Here is a 16,985-nt window from a genome sequence, read left to right on the forward strand (position 1 = left end):
GCGCTGTATGTGGCCTGGTACAAGATTCGCGAGCCACAAAAGGATGCCGCTTGAAAGCGAGTGCTGCGCACTCTTTTCGCGAGCAAGCCCGCTCCCACAGGGTTTTGTGTTGTTACAGATCAGGCTTCGAGGCCAAGAATGTCCCGCGCGACGGCTTCGGCAATACGAATCCCGTCAACACCTGCCGACAGAATCCCGCCCGCATAACCCGCGCCTTCTCCGGCCGGGAACAAGCCCTTGACGTTCATGCTCTGCAACGACTCGTTCCGGGTAATGCGCAGCGGCGAAGACGTGCGGGTCTCGATCCCGGTCAGCACTGCGTCGTGCAGCGAATAACCGCGAATCTGCTTCTCGAACGCCGGCAGTGCTTCACGGATCGCTTCAATGGCAAAGTCCGGGAGGGCCAAGGACAGGTCACCCAGCGCTACGCCCGGTTTGTACGACGGCTCGACTTCGCCCAGCTCGGTCGAAGGAATGTCGTTGATGAAGTCGCCGACCAGTTGCGCCGGTGCCTTGTAATCGCTGCCGCCGAGGATGAACGCGTGGGATTCCAGACGCTCCTGCAACTCGATCCCGGCCAGCGGGCTACCCGGATAATCGACTTCCGGGGTGATGCCGACGACGATGCCGGAGTTGGCGTTGCGTTCGTTACGCGAGTACTGGCTCATGCCGTTGGTGACCACGCGGTTCGGCTCGGACGTCGCCGCGACCACGGTGCCGCCTGGGCACATGCAGAAGCTGTAGACCGAGCGGCCGTTCTTGGCGTGGTGCACGAGTTTGTAGTCGGCAGCGCCGAGCTTCGGGTGGCCGGCGTACTTGCCCAATCGCGCGCGGTCGATCAGCGATTGCGGGTGTTCGATGCGGAAACCCACCGAGAACGGCTTGGCTTCCATGAACACGCCACGGCTGTGGAGCATGCGGAAGGTGTCTCGGGCGCTGTGGCCGAGGGCCAGAACCACGTGTTTTGAATGCAGTGTTTCACCGCTGGCCAGTTCGACGCCGACCAGTTGGCCGTCTTCGATCAGCACGTCGGTGACGCGTTCCTGGAAGCGCACTTCGCCGCCCAGTTCGCGGATCTGTTCGCGCATGTTTTCAACCATGCCCGTCAGACGGAACGTCCCGATGTGCGGCTTGCTGACGTAGAGGATTTCCTCCGGCGCGCCGGCCTTGACGAACTCGTGCAGGACTTTGCGGCCAAGGAATTTCGGGTCCTTGATCTGGCTGTACAGCTTGCCGTCGGAGAACGTGCCCGCGCCGCCTTCGCCGAACTGCACGTTGGACTCGGGGTTGAGCACGCTTTTACGCCACAGGCCCCAAGTGTCCTTGGTACGCTGACGGACTTCGGTGCCGCGTTCGAGGATGATCGGCTTGAAGCCCATCTGTGCCAGCAAAAGACCGGCGAAAATCCCGCACGGGCCGAAGCCGACGACGATTGGACGCTGGCTCGGATCGCTTGGCGCCTGGCCGACGAATTTGTAGCTGACATCCGGTGCCACGTTGACGTTACGGTCGTCGGCGAACTTGCCCAACACCTTGTCCTCGTCGTGCACCTGGAGGTCGATGGTGTAGATGAAACACAGTTCGGAGGACTTTTTGCGCGCGTCGTAGCTGCGCTTGAACAAGGTGAAATCGAGCAAGTCATCGCTGGCGATGCCCAAGCGCTGCACGATAGCGGCACGCAGGTCTTCTTCGGGATGGTCGATTGGCAGCTTGAGTTCAGTGATTCGTAACATGGCGAGGATCCGGGTTCGCGGGGCGCACAACTGCGCCAAGGCGTTTGAAGGCCGCGATTATAAGCCGCAAAGGCCGGATCCGGTGAGGCTAAAACGCTCAGTCGTTGCGCGACCCGCCGAAATACCCGCAACCGCGCTGGACCTGGCCGTCGATGCGCAGTTCGGCGCTCATGTGCTGGACGCTGCCGGTGCTGCTGTCGACGCAGCGTTGCGGCGCGACCCACAATTCGATGCGCTGGTTGTTGGCTTCGCTGCTCAGATTGAAGCGGTCGTCGCCCAGTTGCTCTTCGACATAAGGCACAGCCAGCGCGGGTTGGCCTTCGCGGTCGATGACCATGCCTTTGCCGCTGACCTTGACGTTCCATTCCGGGCCATGGCCGGCGGCGCGCAGGATCAGCAGTTTGAAATTCGGATCATCACAGGCGGTACCGGAGCGCTCGACGCGGTACAGCTGAGCCAGATCGAGTCGATCACCGGCGACTTTGCCGCGCGCATCGGCAAACAGCTTGCCTTGCTCATCGGCAAGCGTTGCCGCTTCCTGCAGAATGCTGGTGCCGCCAATGTCATTGACCACCAATTGGCGTTGATCCTGGCACGGCTGGAAAACCAGTTTGCCGTCAGCAGCGGTCAGTTGCCCCTGCATGCGCGTCAGCCCTGCATGCGAGGCACTTTCACGCTGGCCTTCGAACAACTGGCAGGCGGCAAACAACGGCAGCAGGGCAACAAGGACTAACGAACGGGCAACACGCATCTTCGGCTCTCCAGACAAGTGCCGCCACGTTACGCAGCCTGACCGTTCATCACAAGGGTTTAGCCCACGTGAAACGTCTGACCGGTTTGCAGGCCTTCGACACTTTTGGCGTAGGCCAACGCCACATCCGCCGCAGGCACCGGCTTATAACCGCGAAAGTACGGGGCGTAGCTGCCCATGGCTTCCAGCAGCACCGTCGGGCTGATCGAATTCACCCGCAGACCGCGCGGCAGTTCGATGGCCGCTGCCTTCACGAAGCTGTCCAGTGCACCGTTGACCAGTGCCGCCGAAGCGCCGGAGCGGATCGGATCGTGGCTGAGCACGCCGGTGGTGAAGGTGAACGAGGCGCCATCGTTGGCATATTCACGGCCGATCAGCAGCAGGTTGACCTGGCCCATCAGCTTGTCTTTCAGGCCCAGGGCAAAGCTGTCGGCATTCATTTCGCCCAGCGGGGCGAAGGTGACGTTGCCGGCCGCGCAGACTAGCGCGTCGAACTTGCCGGTTTGCTCGAACAGTTGGCGAATCGAGGCGCTGTCGCTGATGTCGACCCGCAAGTCGCCGCTGCTGCGACCGATGCGAATCACTTCGTGGCGCTGGCTCAGTTCTTTGTCCACGGCCGAACCGATGGTGCCGGAGGCACCGATCAACAGAATTTTCATGGGCTGTTCCTCACTGGGTTGAACGAGGTTTCAGTCTAGAGTGGTTTTTTCTGCGGATAAGCGCACTAATAGGCAACCTTTGGTTTTCAAATGGAAACAATCCATGAGTGAAATGGATGATCTGGCCGCATTCGCCGTGTTGATCGAAGCCGGCAGTTTCACCCTGGCGGCGCAGCAACTGGGCTGCAGCAAGGGCCAGTTGTCCAAGCGCATCAGCCAGCTGGAAGCGCAGTTTTCCGTGGTATTGCTGCAACGCACTACGCGCCGTTTGAGCCTGACGGCAGCGGGTGCCGCATTGTTGCCGCAAGCCCAGGCGCTGGTGGTGCAGGTGGAGCGGGCGCGGCAGGCGCTGGCGCGGTTGAAGGACGACATGGCGGGGCCTGTGCGGGTGACGGTGCCGGTGTCGCTAGGGGAAACCTTCTTCGACGGTTTGTTGCTGGAGTTTTCGCAACAATACCCTGAGGTGCAGATCGAGCTGGAGCTGAACAATCACTATCGCGATCTTTCACGGGATGGCTTCGATCTGGCAATCCGCACCGACGTGGCCAATGACGAACGCCTGGTAGCCAGACCCTTGCTGGCCTGGCAGGAAATGACCTGCGCCAGCCCGGCGTATCTTGCACGGTCTGGCGAGCCGCTGACTCCGCAAGCGCTGGTCGAACATCGTTGCCTGCTCAACAGCCACTACAGCGGTCGCGAAGAGTGGCTGTATCACCAACAGCACGAATTGCTACGGGTGCGAGTTTCCGGGCCGTTCGCCAGCAATCACTACAACCTGCTGAAGAAAGCCGCCCTGGCCGGCGCCGGCATCGCCCGCCTGCCGTCGTACCTGTTGCAGACGGAACTGGCCGACGGGCGTTTGCGCTGGTTGCTGCGCGACTATCAGACCCGACGCATGCCGATGTACCTGGTGCATCCGTATCAGGGTGGTTTGCCTAAGCGCACGCAAGTACTGGCGGATTATCTGATTGGCTGGTTCAAACGCAGTGGCGAGGCGCTGGATCGACTCTGATGGCCGTCAGCGCCTTCCTCTATCAGCCCTTGGGCGTCTCGATAGACTGATTGCTCGTGACCCCTTGTGAGGTTGTCCAGTCTGCATAGGATATTTCTTCCAGCAGTTTATATTCGGCCTCGGCGTCATAGCCTCCCGATCCGGCCAGCCCCCAGGTGATGACTTCCCTGTCCTTGGTCAACGCCACGAAAGCTTCAGAGTTGCTGTAAATGGCCACGACGTTCTTCAAGCGTTTGGCTACCCGGGTACTATCCCCACCCCATAAGGAATTGCCCCAGGTCACCACGCAGCCATCGGCGCAAAGGGCTGCGAAAGCGCCGTTGGTCGCGGCCAGTTGCACGACATTGCGCAACTCGGCGATTTCGGTGGATACCTCACCACCTTGCTCAGGATCGCCCCACGCTACGACACGATAGTCATCCAGAATGGCCGCAAATGCATAGCCGGCGCCCACGATATCGATGATGTTGTGGAGGGCAAGAATCGACGCCGGTGCATTGCCACCCCACTCTGGTCTGCCCCATGTCTTTATTTGCCCGTTGTCCATATGCGCGACATAGGCGTAGCCGGCGCTGATGATTCGGACAACATTGCTCAGAGGACTGGTCAACTGGCCACCTGAGTCCGGGTGGCCCCACGCGACGACGGTGCCGTTGGTCAGGCGGGCCGCAACCGAGTCATGATTGTTGACGACCTCGGCGATGTTGCGTAGACGAGCGATGTCGGGCGGTATCTCCCCCCCGCGCAAGGAATCCCCCCATGCCCTTAGCGATCCGTCCGTCAGCTGTACGATGAACGCCGTCGCGCTCGCCCAAACGTTGCGGATGTTTTTCAGTGCAGCGATGTTTTCGGGAACCTGCCCCCCATTGACCGAAACGCCCCATGCAACCACGGAGTTGTCGTGTGTCAATGCCGCAATAGCTTGTCCTGCCGTACACAGTTGGCGTATGTCTCGACGCGCGGCGATGGATGCAGGGACTTGCCCTCCTAGCTGTGGGTTACCAAATGCGACGACTGAACCATCGCGCTTGAGTGCAGCGAATGCCGCCATTGACCAGGCCACGGCGATGACATTGCTTATCGACACAGGGCTACCACCATTCTCCGGAACACCCCAGGTGACGGCTTTTCCGTCGTCCTTCAATGCCAGGAAGGCAGAGTGAGCGATGCTTGAGTTGTCGAGATCACAGAATCCGTTGCCGAAAAAATTGGCCGGTCTGAGCGTTAAACTTTGCGCGACGTACCGCACGTGCAGGGGCCGCTCGGGGTGGAGGTCATCGAAGTGCGCAGTAGCCACTTCTTGTGTTTCACCTTCATATCGCCACCGTGCCCGGAGCGGTTTGCTGGTCCGCGCGTCGAGGGCCGTGATGTAGCGCGACGCGCCTTTGTTGGCCCAGAACTGCACCGCAGCCACGCGTGCCCCCATGACGTACAACTCGCCGTCCACGGGATCGACCGTTGTCGAGATCCGTCTGGACCAACGTCGCAAGTGCGTGGGGTTGCCCAGTTGATCGGTCACGGTGTAGTTGAAATTGAGCACCTCAGGCTTTCCAGCCGAGACATACATCTCCATCGTCACGGTGATAACGAAAGGTTTGTTTTCCTCGCCTGGCTGTACTGTGAAAAAGAACGGCACATTGTTGATTTCGAGTTTGATCCTGTCGTAAGCGCGTTTGAACAGATAGTCGAGAGTCAGCTGGACGAGGCCATTGGCGAGCTCCTCGGGCCCGACCACCGGAGGAGTGCCCAACTGCGGTGAAAAATCGATTTTCAGATTCGGATGATCCCCGGTTCCCGGCACCTCATTCCCGCCTGGCAGATTGCGGTGGTACTGGATCCCCAACTCTTGTGAGTCGGTGAAGTTTCCGCTGGCTCGGTGATAGCGCAGCTTCAGGATATTCAAGCCTTCGTTGAGTTCTGCCTGGGGCAGTTGTGCCGGCACGATTTTATTTTGATCATCCGGCGCGACGTATTGGCTGGAAACCTGCGTGTTGTTGAGCCACAGAGCAAGGGTTTCATATAGGTTTGCGGGCTCTTCGGGAAGAGGGTCCGCCAAGACCAACGCCGCGTTTTGGCGAGTGGGATCACGGGTCAGCGGTTGAGTGAATGCCGATTGCGCAAGGCCAATGTAGTACACGCCCGGCGAGGGTGAAGGGTAGGGGATGATTGGATCTGTCGCATTTGGCATGCGAGGCGGAGTAATGGCCAATACACCTGATTCGGCATCTTTTTCGCTCATGGACGTTTCCTGCGAAGTGTTTCGGTTCGAAGGCATGAGTCAACGCTGCAAAGAGCGTCTTGCCTACTGTCAGGATTGACAGGTAGAGCGAGAAAATGGACGAACGGCCAACGCTATGCACGCCGCAAGATCAGATGATCGATCGACAATTTCCCCGGCCCGGTCGCCATCAGGTACAGCAACACCGCCGCCCAGGTGCCGTGAGTCGGATAAGCATCGGGGTACACGAACAGTTGAATGGTCAGGGTCATGCCCAGCAGCGCCAGTGCGGAAAATCGCGTGGCGAAGCCGATCAGGATCAGCACCGGAAAGAAGTGTTCGGCGAACGCTGCCAGGTGTGCGGCGACTTCCGGTGACAGCAGCGGTACTTGGTATTCACTCTTGAACAGCGGGATGGTCGAGTCGGCCAGATGCGGCCAGCCGAGTTGAAAGGTGCCGTCGATCAGGTCGATGGCCAGGCCCTCGACCTTGGTCTGCCCGGACTTCCAGAACACTGCGGCAATCGAAAAACGCGCAATGAAGGCAATCAGGCTGTGGGGAATTTTCTCCAACAGCGCGATAGCACGGGTGATGAGGTTGTTCATGGTGATTCCTTGCAGTTCAGGTGGGTGATGGCGTGATGCGCGATCAACAGGCCGAGGGTTTGGCCCAGATCCAATGGGGCGCTGTTTTGTGCGGCCGCGAGCAATGGCTCGCCCTCGATGAGATTGCGGATGAATGCGCTGGCGCCGGGTTCAAGCGCAAACACCTCGACGTCGAGACCGTTGCGCAGTACCAGCGCATGCTGTCGGCCATGGATGTCGATGCCGGCCAGGGATTCTTCACGCTGGTGAGTGGCCCAGATCGCGACCACGGCATAGGCCGAATCAAGCAGGTGCACAGAGGGATGCAGTTGCACCCGCAGTTCGATCAGGGCCTGTGGATCGGTCAGTGCCGCGCTGATCTGTTCAGCTCGCAACGGCTCGACGTCGGCGGCGTGATAGGCGCAGGTGCGCAGGTGTTCGAGGCGTGCGACATCCGCCAGATAGGGCACGCTGGCTGCGGGTGCAAATGTGTCAATGAAGGCGGCGAATGCTTCGCCGTAGCGGCTCATCAAAGGGCTGCGAGGGAGGTGATCAACGATGAAAACGGCGGCCATGCCGCGGAAAAATTCCTCACCGACCAATTGCATGACGACCGGGTAACTGTCAGCCAAGGCGTTGATCAACGAGCCCTGCACATTGTTGCGATACACCGCGAATCGACTGGCCGGGTCGGCGCCGTTGGCGCTGCACAGGCCGTCGGGGCAGGGCAGTCGGCCATCAAGCAGCGCAGCGCTGAATGCGGCTTGAGTGCTCATGGCTGACTCCCCGCGTCTGTCAGCAACGCATCGGCCTGCTGCGCCTCGGCCAGCAATACCTCGAGTGCCGGTACCTGATTGTCGCGCTCGATCAGTGTGGCGACCGGGCCGGTGAGTTCCAGCGCCTGCCGGTACAGATCCCAGACGGCCAGATCGATGGCGGCACCGTGATCGTCGATCAGAAGCCGCTCACCGAGGCTGTCGGAATCTTCGGCAAACCCCGCCAGATGAATTTCACCCACTGTGTGCAGCGGAAGGGCAGCAAGGTAGGCGAGCGGATCGCGTTGATGATTGATGCACGAGACGTAGACGTTATTGACGTCCAGCAGCAGGCCGCAGCCGCTGCGCCGCACCACCTCGGCGATGAAGTCTGGCTCATCGATGGTCGAGCGCTGGAACGCCAGATAGGTCGCCGGGTTTTCCAGCAGCATCGGGCGCTTGAGGGTGTTCTGCACCTGATCGATGTGTGCGCAGACCCGGTTCAGGGTCGGCGTGTCATAGGCCAGCGGTAGCAGGTCATTGAGAAACACCGGGCCGTGGCTCGACCAGGCCAGATGTTCGGAAAAGGATTGCGGTTGATAACGCTCGATCAGCTTTTTCAAGCGTTGCAGGTGCGGAACGTCCAGTGGCCCTTCAGCCCCGATGGACAGTCCGACGCCGTGCAGCGACAGCGCATACTGCTCGCGGATCAATCCGAGAAAGTGATGAAACGGACCGCCGTCCACCATGTAGTTTTCGGCGTGGACTTCGAAGAAGCCGATGTCCGGAAGTGAACCGAGCACTTCACGAAAGTGCCCGGTCTTGAGCCCCAGCCCGGCACGGCACGGGAGCTCTGTAGCGGCTGCCTGAGTGCAGGGGAGGGCATGGTCGTGTGGTGTGAACATGATCGTCACTCAGGCAGATCGCAGGTCAGGACTTGGCTTTGAAGGCTTCCATCTGACCGAAACCGGTCGGCGAGGTCTTGCTTTCGATGGTGGTGCAGGTGCCTTTCGGTACGAGTTTCCAGGCGTTGGCCTGGTAGTCCATTTTCGACGTACCGGCGCAGGTGGTGCCGGCACCTGCGGCGCAATCGTTCTTGCCCTTCATGGCCACGCCAAAGCATTTCTCCATGTCGTCGGCGGCATGGGCGGTGGAGACAGCAGCAATGCTCAAGGCAGAGCCGAGGGCCAGAACCAGGGCAGTGGCGGACAGGGTGCGGGTGGTAGCAGTCATGATGTTTCTCCAGTTTTGTTCAGGGTTACTGCAAGCGGAATGCGCTTGCTTACCCCTCTAGAGAAACGAGGTGAGGATGCGTTACAGAGGTGCCCGGATTTTTTTGCGGCGACCATGACCATTCGTCACCACCTTCGGCGTACCTGTAATTTCTGACAGTAGGCAGCACGTTCTCAAGGGTGTTCCATGGTCAGCAGCACAGGCCTTCGGGTGAAGGGTTTACTGACCAGGGAAGGCAACTCATGACGAGCCGACAATTATTTTTGAGCCTGGCGTGTGCGCTTCTCCCGGCGATCAGCGCAATGGCAGCAGCGCCCCTTGATCCACTGGAGACGCTCAAACGGATCAACCACAACTACAACACGCTCAAGAACGCTTGCGCAGAACCTGATACCGGTGCTGCACGCGGTCTTTATTACTGCAGCGGCGTCACTTTGCGCATGGTCAACGATGGGCCCTTCAATCCTTGGGATTACAGCCCTTACGCGATCAGGATTGGCGCAACCTCTTATTCGTGGATTCGCAAGGATCTGAGTACCCGGATTCTCATTCATCCTGCCGGCTTCATCTTGCGGACGCCCAGCGATGCGGCGGCATTGAATTTGCCGGTCAAGGAGCAGGGGTTCACGTGCATTTACGCCTTCGACGGCGGCACTGGCCCTGAGCGCAAGTGGTACGGCTGCGGGTTCTTTGACAGCCGCGAGCCACCGCGCGCTGCGCAAGGCACGATGAACAACCGCAATGCCGCGCTGGCCTACGGCACCTGCGCCGAGGCCGGGGTGACCACCGCAAAGCAATGGACGCAGAAATACACCGGGCTGATGAAGGGGCCGATCCAGTACGGCCAGTGTTCGTGGAATGCGGAAAAACCCAGCGACTGGAACGCGATGATCCGCGTGCACGAATCGCGCCCGGCCACGACCAGCAAGGACCCTTTCGCCTTCAGTGCCCAGGTCAACGAATTCATGTTGAAGAACGCCACCGCGACCCATGATGGCAGCGACAACATGAAGTACATCGACGCCTTCATCTATAACGTCAACAGCACGCAGAACTTCGCCACGCGCGGTGATCAGGCGCCGCCGAAGCCGGAGAACGGCCTGAACAGCGCGCGCAATTTCCAGAAAAAACTCAAGGCTCAGGGCTACAGCGTGCCGATCCTGCGCCTGGATTTCACCAAGCCCGCCGAACAGCGTTTCAGCTATGTTGCGGCCGATCAGGCAATCGACGAAATGGTGGTGGCGGGCGCCCCGGCGCCCAACTACATCGCGGTTGCCGTGTGGGTCGAGCGTTACGACCCGGGCACCCGGAAAAAAGAATGGTCACTCAGGGTCACGCCTACGGCGCAGGGCAAGGCGGCTCAGGCCACTGACCAAGAGGCCTTGTACAGGGAATTGTTCGCCTTGCGTGGCGCTGACAGTCAGTGGCGCGACAACGAGAACGCCGCCGGCAGTATGCGCCAGCAACTGAGCTGTCTGGTGAAGAACTATCCGCTCAAGACCGAGTGGAATCTGGAGCCGTTCCGCCCGGCGTTGTCGGACAGCGAAACGCGCGCCGCGGGGTGTAACCCGGTTCCGCGTTGAGTGTGTGTTGGCTAATCAAGGAGATGCAAGCCATGAAGAAAAGTCTGATCAGGGCCGTTCCACTGCTGTTGGCACCGCTGCTGTTGCACCCCACGTGGGCCAATGCCGAATCATGCGCCGAGACGCTGAAAAAGGTCGAAACCTTGTACAACAAAACCGTCGACAGTTGCGGGCAGGACCCTGCATCAGACTGCTCTGGATTGTTGATCCGCGGGACGCACCGGGCCGATCCGGCCAAGGGGCAGAAATGGGACGTGTGGAATCCCAGCCCGAAAGCCGTGGAACTGGGGACGTTTGCCGCCTCCTACATGCGTGTCGATGGCATCAGTTATGAAGACCCCGGCATGAGCACACAGAACGGTTACCTGATTACCCCGCGAGATCTGGTGCGCGCCCCGGAAACACCGGTGCACGTCTACTGTGCATTTCCCAACGATGCCTGGACCGACTATCGCAACGATCGTGGCTGTGGTGACAACAAAAACACCGTCCCGACCGAGGCGGTCTGCCAAGCCATGAAGCCGCCTGTTTCGACGCCGAATGCCTGGGTCGCGCACTTTACCCGGTACAACAACAATCGCCAGCAGGACCAGTTGCAGTGTGGCTTCAACATGCGCAATCCGATGAGCAACAAGGAACGGGTCGACGCCTTTCGCAACTTCATGGGCGCGCGCAAAGTCATCAACAGCCGTGAGTTCCAGACTCAGACCGAACTGCGCCTGGGCAATCCGAAAACCGATGAACTGCCGGTGCTGGCGTTCTTCTACAGCGATCAGCGCGGCCTGAACGATGCGCTGGCCAATCAAAGGGACTACAAGGCCAGGACCGGCAAGGACCGCAATGTCATCAAGATCGACTTCCCGAGAACTCCGGTCGCCAAGGCCTCGTTCTCGTGCATCCAGACTTCGACGCCGGCTGAACCGAAATTCTGCGACAAGTACATCGAGTCCGGCACCTGGGAACAACGTCCCGATCCAAAACTGGGACCGAACACCTGGTCGCTCACGGTGGTGCCAACCGCGTGCGGCCGCGCAATCAAGGATGACCAGACCGACCGGATGTTTGCCGAGTTGTACAACAAACACAAGGATGATCCGCAATGGCGCGAGTACAGCGTCAATGGCGGCTCGTTGCGTCGGCAAATGGTCTGCCACCTGGCAGCGGTCTACGACGGCAGGCCTGTGAGGAACAAGCCTGAGTGGAACCTTGAGCCGGCACGGCCTTATGTCGATCAGGCGACGGCGGTGGCGCAGCACTGCAATCCGTACTAAGCGGTTGCTGCAACTCCCCCCTGTGGTAGCGAGCCTGCTCGCGAAGAGGGAGTATCAGTCAGCTCATTTGCTGAATGACACACCGCTTTCGCGTGGCTGGCTCGCTCCCACAGGGGTTGCGTGAATTCAGGATTGGCGCATAAAAAAACGGCCCGAAGGCCGTTTTTTTGTTCAGCAAAAAGCATCAACCGCCCAGGTACGCCTCGCGCACTTTCGGGTCGGTCAGGAGCGCTTCACCGGTGCCTTGCATGACCACGCGACCGTTTTCCAGAACGTAGGCGCGGTCAGCGATTTTCAGCGCCTGGTTGGCGTTCTGCTCGACCAGGAACACCGTCACACCGTCCTTGCGCAGCATTTCGATGATGTCGAAGATCTGCTGGATGATGATCGGTGCCAGGCCCAGCGACGGCTCGTCGAGCAGCAGCAGTTTGGGCTTGCTCATCAGCGCACGGCCGATGGCGAGCATTTGCTGTTCGCCGCCGGACATGGTGCCGCCGCGCTGGTTGAAGCGTTCCTTCAGGCGCGGGAACAGGCCGAGGACCTTGTCCATTTGCTCCTGATAGTCGCCCTTGTCGGTGAAGAAGCCGCCCATCGACAGGTTTTCTTCAACGGTCAGACGGGCAAACACCCGACGACCTTCCGGCACCACCGCGATGCTTTTGCGCATGATCTGCGAGGAGTCCTGGCCGACCAGTTCCTCACCCATGTAGCGGATGCTGCCGCTGTGCGCCTGCGGTGAACCGCAGAGCGTCATCAGCAGCGTGGACTTGCCGGCACCGTTGGCGCCGATCAGCGTCACGATTTCGCCCTGGCGGACTTCAACGTTGACGTTGTGCAGGGCCTGGATCTTGCCGTAGAAGGTGGAAACGTTTTCGAACTGCAGCATTTACGCTTCCCCCAGGTAGGCTTTGATCACTTCAGGATTGTCGCGGATCTGTTCCGGCGTACCGTCAGCCAGAGGCGTGCCCTGGTTGATCACGACGATGTGGTCGGAGATGCTCATGACCAGTTTCATGTCGTGTTCGATCAGCAGCACGGTCACGTTGTGCTCCTCACGCAGCACGCTGATCAGTGCCTTGAGGTCTTCGGTTTCCTTCGGGTTCAGGCCGGCGGCCGGTTCGTCGAGCATGAGAATCCGTGGGCGGGTCATCATGCAACGCGCGATTTCCAGACGCCGTTGCTGGCCGTAGGCCAGGGTGCCGGCGGTACGGTTGGCGAACTCTTTGAGGTTGACCTTTTCCAGCCAGTACTCGGCGAATTCCATCGCCTCACGCTCGCTTTTGCGGAACGCCGGGGTCTTGAACAGGCCGGACAGGAAGTTGGTGTTCAGGTGACGGTGCTGGGCGATCAACAGGTTCTCGACCGCCGTCATGTCCTTGAACAACCGCACGTTCTGGAAGGTGCGCACCACGCCTTTGAGGGCGATCTTGTGGCCCGGCAGGCCCTGAATCGGTTCGCCGTCCAGCAAGATGCTGCCGCCCGTTGGCTGGTAGAAACCGGTCAGGCAGTTGAACACGGTGGTCTTGCCGGCGCCGTTCGGGCCGATCAATGCAACCACCTGTTTTTCCTTCACGGTCAGCGCCACACCGTTGACCGCCAGCAAGCCGCCGAAGCGCATGCTCAGGTTTTCGACTTTAAGGATCTCGCGGCTCATTTTCGCAACTCCATGTGTGGGCGTTGCATCGGCAGCAGACCTTGTGGACGCCAAATCATCATCAACACCATCAGGGCACCGAACATCAACATGCGGTACTCGCTGAATTCACGCATCATTTCCGGCAACAGGATCATCACCACCGCGGCCAGAATCACCCCCAACTGCGAGCCCATGCCACCCAGCACCACAATGGCGAGGATGATTGCCGACTCGATGAAGGTGAACGATTCCGGCGTCACCAGACCCTGGCGGGCGGCGAAGAAGCTACCGGCGAAACCGGCGAAGCTTGCACCGAGGGTGAACGCCGACAGCTTGATGATCGTCGGATTCAGACCCAGCGCGCGGCAGGCGATTTCATCTTCACGCAGCGCTTCCCATGCACGGCCAATCGGCATGCGCAGCAGGCGGTTGATGATGAACAGCGCGGCCAGCGCCAGCAACAGCGCAACCAGGTAGAGGAAGATCACCTTGTTGATCGAGTTGTATTGCAGACCGAAGTACTCGTGGAACGTCTGCATGCCTTCTGCGGCTTTACGCTCGAAGGTCAGGCCGAAGAACGTCGGTTTCTCGATGTTGCTGATACCGTTCGGACCGCCGGTGATGTCGGTCAGGTTACGCAGGAACAGACGGATGATCTCGCCGAAGCCGAGGGTCACGATCGCCAGATAGTCACCGCGCAGACGCAACACCGGGAAGCCCAGCAGGAAGCCGAACGTCGCCGCCATCAGCCCGGCAATCGGCAGGCAGATCCAGAAGCTCAGGCCGTAGTAGTGCGACAGCAGCGCGTAGCTGTAGGCGCCGACGGCGTAGAAGCCGACGTAACCGAGGTCGAGCAGGCCGGCCAGACCGACGACGATGTTCAGGCCCAGGCCGAGCATCACGTAGATCAGGATCAGCGTTGCGATGTCCACCGCGCCACGGGAGCCGAAGAACGGCCACACCAGCGCCACCAGGATCAGCGCAATGATGAAATAGCGCTGGGTGGTTGGCAGGGTCAGGAAGTTGCTCGCCTTGGCCGGGATCAACGGCAGGCCCGGCGAGGATTTCCACGCCTTGCTGATCTGCTGGTTGAACAGTACACGCAGGAACATCAGCACCGAGCAGATGGCGATGGTCGCGAGGATGGCCGGGCTGGTGTTGTGCACTTCCAGGTTGATGCCGACGATGGTCAGTTTCAGACCGAGTACCGGGTAGGCCACGGCCCACACCAGCAAAGCGCTGAACAGCGCCTGTTTAAGATTCCTAGTCATACTTTCTCAACCTCCGGACGGCCCAGAATGCCGGTCGGACGGAACAACAGCACCAGAACCAACAAGCCGAAAGCCACGACGTCCTTGTACTGGTCGCCGAAGATATCGGCACCAAACGCTTCCGCTACCCCAAGCACCAACCCGCCGAGCATGGCGCCGGGGATGCTGCCGATACCGCCGAGTACCGCGGCGGTGAAGGCCTTGAGGCCGACGAGGAAACCGGCGTTCGGGTTGATCACCCCGTATTGCATGCTCAGCAGTACAGCGGCGATGGCCGCCAGTGCAGCACCAATGACGAAGGTCAGAGCGATGATGTTGTTGGTGTTGATGCCGAGCAGGTTGGCCATCTTGATGTCTTCGGCACAGGCGCGGCAGGCGCGACCCAGGCGAGAGCGGGAGATGAACAGCGTCAGGCCGAGCATGGCGATCAGGGTCACCACGAACACCACGATTTGCATGTAGGAAATCAGCACTTCATGTGCACCACCTGGCCCGATGGAAAAGTTGCCGGGGATCAGGTTGGGGATGGATTTGTCCTTGGAGTCTTGCGCCAGCAGAACCGTGTTCTGCAGGAAGATCGACATACCGATGGCCGAGATCAGCGGGATCAGACGGTTGCTGCCGCGCAGGGGGCGGTAGGCGATCCGTTCGATGCTGTAACCGTAGGAACTTGTCACGACGATGCTCGCAATGAAGGCAGCGGTCATCAACAGCGGGACGTTGTCGAGTCCCATCATGGCCAGTCCGGCGATGGCGATGAACGCCACGTAGGAACCGATCATGTACACCTCGCCGTGGGCGAAGTTGATCATTCCAATGATGCCGTAAACCATCGTATAGCCGATGGCAATCAGGGCATACGTGCTGCCAATGGTCAGACCATTAACCAGCTGCTGGAAGAAGTGATAGAGGTCAGGCATTACAACGCTCCTAAAAACCTGATACGCATTTCACTGGTGGAGTCATTTTCCCGCCCGGCCCCGTGGATCTTTATCCACTTCGAATCCGGGTTTTGCCAGCGAACCGCTGATGACGGTTTTGAGATTTTCAGGTGGGGAGACTGGCGGATCACGCCAGCGCGGCCCATACATTCGTAAAACAAAGCCCACGGCACGCCGTGGGCTTTGTTGGCAGTCAGTCAGGCAAGGCCTTACTGAGGCGAAGCTTCAGTTTTTGGTTTGCCGAAGTGCCACTCGTAAACCACAAATTTGAAGTCCTTCAGGTCGCCCTTGTCGTCGAAGCTCAGGTCGCCAGTCGGGGTCTTGAAGGTGCCGGCGTGAATGGCTTCAGCCACTTTGGCAGTGTCTTCGGACTTGGCAGCCTTGATACCTTCAGCGATGACTTGAACAGCCGAGTACGCCGGGAATACGAAAGGACCGCTCGGGTCTTCTTTCTTGGCCTTGAAGGCATCCGTCAGCGCAATGTTGGCCGGGTCCTGGTCGAAGGATTTCGGCAGGGTTACCAGCAGACCTTCGGAAGCGTTCTGTGCGATCTGCGAGATGGAGTCGTTACCCACGCCTTCCGGACCCATGAACTTGGCCTTCAGGCCTTTTTCCTGAGCTTGACGCAGGATCAGGCCCAGCTCCGGGTGGTAGCCGCCGTAGTAGACGAAGTCGACGTTGGCTTGCTTGAGCTTGGCGATGATCGAGGAGAAGTCCTTGTCACCGGCGTTGATGCCTTCGAACACGGCAACCTTGACGCCGTCTTTTTCCAGGGTCGATTTGACCGCAGTGGCGATGCCTTCACCGTATTGCTGTTTGTCGTGCAGGACGGCAACGACTTTCGGTTTTACGAATTTGGCGATGTAGTTACCGGCGGCAGGGCCCTGGGCGCTGTCGAGACCGATGGTGCGGAAGACCATGTTGTAACCACGGGTGGTGATGTCCGGGCTGGTGGCAGCCGGGGTGATCATGATCACGCCTTCGTCTTCGTAGATGTCCGAAGCCGGTTGAGTGGAGCTGGAGCACAGGTGGCCGACCACGAACTTGACGCCGTCGTTGACGACCTTGTTCGCGACCGCTACCGCTTGTTTTGGATCGCAGGCATCGTCGTATTCAACGGCTTCGAGTTTCTTGCCGTCGACACCACCTTTGGCGTTGATTTGCTCGATGGCCATTTTCGCGCCACTGAACTGCATGTCGCCGTATTGGGCTACTGCACCGGTCTTGGGGCCGGCGATACCGATCTTGATCGTGTCAGCTGCGAACGAATGGCTGGCAACCCCGGCCAGAACCATAGCGGCAAACAGTTTGGAAATCTGCTTAGTAGCCTTAGTCATA

Annotated in this window: 16 protein-coding genes; 3 read left to right on the forward strand and 13 right to left on the reverse strand. The window is 59.7% G+C overall.

Features of this window, described 5'->3' with window-relative positions; all coding sequences use genetic code 11:
* Positions 1-119: 119 nt before the first annotated feature.
* The 3 genes from AACY19_RS19890 to AACY19_RS19900 form a co-directional block, all read right to left on the reverse strand.
* Positions 120-1,733: an NAD(P)/FAD-dependent oxidoreductase gene (locus tag AACY19_RS19890; protein WP_339453178.1), complete on the reverse strand. Its 1,614-nt coding sequence runs from the start codon at positions 1,731-1,733 to the stop codon at positions 120-122.
* Positions 1,734-1,830: 97 nt separating this feature from the next.
* A complete protein-coding gene (locus tag AACY19_RS19895; protein WP_339453180.1) occupies positions 1,831-2,484 on the reverse strand; it encodes a COG3650 family protein in 654 nt (217 codons plus the stop codon).
* Between the two features lie 59 nt (positions 2,485-2,543).
* Positions 2,544-3,143 carry a short chain dehydrogenase gene (locus AACY19_RS19900; protein ID WP_339453182.1) on the reverse strand — a complete coding sequence of 200 codons (600 nt, stop codon included), beginning with the start codon at positions 3,141-3,143 and terminating at the stop codon, positions 2,544-2,546.
* 103 nt (positions 3,144-3,246) lie between these two features.
* Here AACY19_RS19900 and AACY19_RS19905 point away from each other — a divergent pair, with 103 nt between their 5' ends.
* Positions 3,247-4,155 (forward strand): LysR family transcriptional regulator, encoded by a 909-nt coding sequence (locus AACY19_RS19905; RefSeq protein WP_339453184.1) that lies wholly within the window; start codon positions 3,247-3,249, stop codon positions 4,153-4,155.
* Positions 4,156-4,177: 22 nt separating this feature from the next.
* Here the strand turns inward: AACY19_RS19905 and AACY19_RS19910 are convergent, their stop codons facing one another.
* From AACY19_RS19910 to AACY19_RS19930, 5 genes are all read right to left on the reverse strand, one after another.
* Complete coding sequence (locus AACY19_RS19910) at positions 4,178-6,394, reverse strand: RCC1 domain-containing protein (RefSeq protein ID WP_339453186.1); 2,217 nt, start codon at positions 6,392-6,394, stop codon at positions 4,178-4,180.
* Between the two features lie 113 nt (positions 6,395-6,507).
* Positions 6,508-6,978, reverse strand: a complete 471-nt coding sequence (locus AACY19_RS19915) for a DoxX family protein (RefSeq protein WP_339453188.1) — start codon at positions 6,976-6,978, stop codon at positions 6,508-6,510.
* Entirely contained in the window at positions 6,975-7,733 is a 759-nt protein-coding gene (locus tag AACY19_RS19920) for an HvfC/BufC N-terminal domain-containing protein (RefSeq protein WP_339453190.1), read from the reverse strand. The genes AACY19_RS19915 and AACY19_RS19920 overlap by 4 nt, the downstream gene beginning before the upstream one ends.
* Entirely contained in the window at positions 7,730-8,617 is an 888-nt protein-coding gene (gene bufB, locus AACY19_RS19925; protein WP_339453192.1) for an MNIO family bufferin maturase, read from the reverse strand. The genes AACY19_RS19920 and bufB overlap by 4 nt, the downstream gene beginning before the upstream one ends.
* A 25-nt stretch (positions 8,618-8,642) precedes the next feature.
* Positions 8,643-8,945 (reverse strand): BufA1 family periplasmic bufferin-type metallophore, encoded by a 303-nt coding sequence (locus tag AACY19_RS19930; RefSeq protein WP_339453194.1) that lies wholly within the window; start codon positions 8,943-8,945, stop codon positions 8,643-8,645.
* A gap of 302 nt (positions 8,946-9,247) precedes the next feature.
* On the opposite strand from AACY19_RS19930, the gene AACY19_RS19935 reads away from it, so the two are divergent.
* Positions 9,248-10,528: a DUF2599 domain-containing protein gene (locus AACY19_RS19935; RefSeq protein ID WP_339453196.1), complete on the forward strand. Its 1,281-nt coding sequence runs from the start codon at positions 9,248-9,250 to the stop codon at positions 10,526-10,528.
* A 32-nt stretch (positions 10,529-10,560) separates the two neighbouring features.
* Complete coding sequence (locus tag AACY19_RS19940) at positions 10,561-11,799, forward strand: DUF2599 domain-containing protein (RefSeq protein WP_339453198.1); 1,239 nt, start codon at positions 10,561-10,563, stop codon at positions 11,797-11,799.
* Positions 11,800-11,983: 184 nt separating this feature from the next.
* Here AACY19_RS19940 and AACY19_RS19945 read toward each other — a convergent pair whose 3' ends face one another.
* The 5 genes from AACY19_RS19945 to AACY19_RS19965 all read right to left on the reverse strand — a co-directional run bounded on the left by AACY19_RS19945 (position 11,984) and on the right by AACY19_RS19965 (position 16,984).
* Entirely contained in the window at positions 11,984-12,685 is a 702-nt protein-coding gene (locus AACY19_RS19945) for an ABC transporter ATP-binding protein (protein ID WP_007918536.1), read from the reverse strand.
* Complete coding sequence (gene livG / locus AACY19_RS19950) at positions 12,686-13,453, reverse strand: high-affinity branched-chain amino acid ABC transporter ATP-binding protein LivG (RefSeq protein WP_007918535.1); 768 nt, start codon at positions 13,451-13,453, stop codon at positions 12,686-12,688.
* Positions 13,450-14,706 (reverse strand): high-affinity branched-chain amino acid ABC transporter permease LivM, encoded by a 1,257-nt coding sequence (locus AACY19_RS19955; RefSeq protein ID WP_339453202.1) that lies wholly within the window; start codon positions 14,704-14,706, stop codon positions 13,450-13,452. The genes livG and AACY19_RS19955 overlap by 4 nt, the downstream gene beginning before the upstream one ends.
* Entirely contained in the window at positions 14,703-15,626 is a 924-nt protein-coding gene (gene livH / locus AACY19_RS19960; RefSeq protein ID WP_339453204.1) for a high-affinity branched-chain amino acid ABC transporter permease LivH, read from the reverse strand. The genes AACY19_RS19955 and livH overlap by 4 nt, the downstream gene beginning before the upstream one ends.
* Positions 15,627-15,856: 230 nt before the next feature.
* The gene (locus tag AACY19_RS19965) at positions 15,857-16,984 is read right to left on the reverse strand and encodes a branched-chain amino acid ABC transporter substrate-binding protein (protein ID WP_339453206.1); all 1,128 of its coding nucleotides are present in this window, start codon (positions 16,982-16,984) and stop codon (positions 15,857-15,859) included.
* Position 16,985: the final 1 nt, after the last annotated feature.

It is taken from the genome of Pseudomonas sp. EA_5y_Pfl2_R50 (assembly GCF_963970475.1).
In the GTDB taxonomy this organism is placed as follows: Bacteria; Pseudomonadota; Gammaproteobacteria; order Pseudomonadales; family Pseudomonadaceae; genus Aquipseudomonas.

What these genes read in the sequence shown, in the direction of transcription:
- AACY19_RS19935 (WP_339453196.1), top strand. Translation starts at nt 9,248, where the DNA reads ATGGCAGCAGCGCCCCTTGATCCACTGGAGACGCTCAAACGGATCAAC.
- AACY19_RS19905 (WP_339453184.1), top strand. Translation starts at nt 3,247, where the DNA reads ATGAGTGAAATGGATGATCTGGCCGCATTCGCCGTGTTGATCGAAGCC.
- AACY19_RS19895 (WP_339453180.1), bottom strand. Translation starts at nt 2,484, where the DNA reads ATGCGTGTTGCCCGTTCGTTAGTCCTTGTTGCCCTGCTGCCGTTGTTT.
- AACY19_RS19915 (WP_339453188.1), bottom strand. Translation starts at nt 6,978, where the DNA reads ATGAACAACCTCATCACCCGTGCTATCGCGCTGTTGGAGAAAATTCCC.
- AACY19_RS19945 (WP_007918536.1), bottom strand. Translation starts at nt 12,685, where the DNA reads ATGCTGCAGTTCGAAAACGTTTCCACCTTCTACGGCAAGATCCAGGCC.
- AACY19_RS19955 (WP_339453202.1), bottom strand. Translation starts at nt 14,706, where the DNA reads ATGACTAGGAATCTTAAACAGGCGCTGTTCAGCGCTTTGCTGGTGTGG.
- bufB (WP_339453192.1), bottom strand. Translation starts at nt 8,617, where the DNA reads ATGTTCACACCACACGACCATGCCCTCCCCTGCACTCAGGCAGCCGCT.
- AACY19_RS19920 (WP_339453190.1), bottom strand. Translation starts at nt 7,733, where the DNA reads ATGAGCACTCAAGCCGCATTCAGCGCTGCGCTGCTTGATGGCCGACTG.
- AACY19_RS19965 (WP_339453206.1), bottom strand. Translation starts at nt 16,984, where the DNA reads ATGACTAAGGCTACTAAGCAGATTTCCAAACTGTTTGCCGCTATGGTT.
- AACY19_RS19890 (WP_339453178.1), bottom strand. Translation starts at nt 1,733, where the DNA reads ATGTTACGAATCACTGAACTCAAGCTGCCAATCGACCATCCCGAAGAA.
- AACY19_RS19940 (WP_339453198.1), top strand. Translation starts at nt 10,561, where the DNA reads ATGAAGAAAAGTCTGATCAGGGCCGTTCCACTGCTGTTGGCACCGCTG.
- AACY19_RS19910 (WP_339453186.1), bottom strand. Translation starts at nt 6,394, where the DNA reads ATGAGCGAAAAAGATGCCGAATCAGGTGTATTGGCCATTACTCCGCCT.
- livH (WP_339453204.1), bottom strand. Translation starts at nt 15,626, where the DNA reads ATGCCTGACCTCTATCACTTCTTCCAGCAGCTGGTTAATGGTCTGACC.
- livG (WP_007918535.1), bottom strand. Translation starts at nt 13,453, where the DNA reads ATGAGCCGCGAGATCCTTAAAGTCGAAAACCTGAGCATGCGCTTCGGC.
- AACY19_RS19900 (WP_339453182.1), bottom strand. Translation starts at nt 3,143, where the DNA reads ATGAAAATTCTGTTGATCGGTGCCTCCGGCACCATCGGTTCGGCCGTG.
- AACY19_RS19930 (WP_339453194.1), bottom strand. Translation starts at nt 8,945, where the DNA reads ATGACTGCTACCACCCGCACCCTGTCCGCCACTGCCCTGGTTCTGGCC.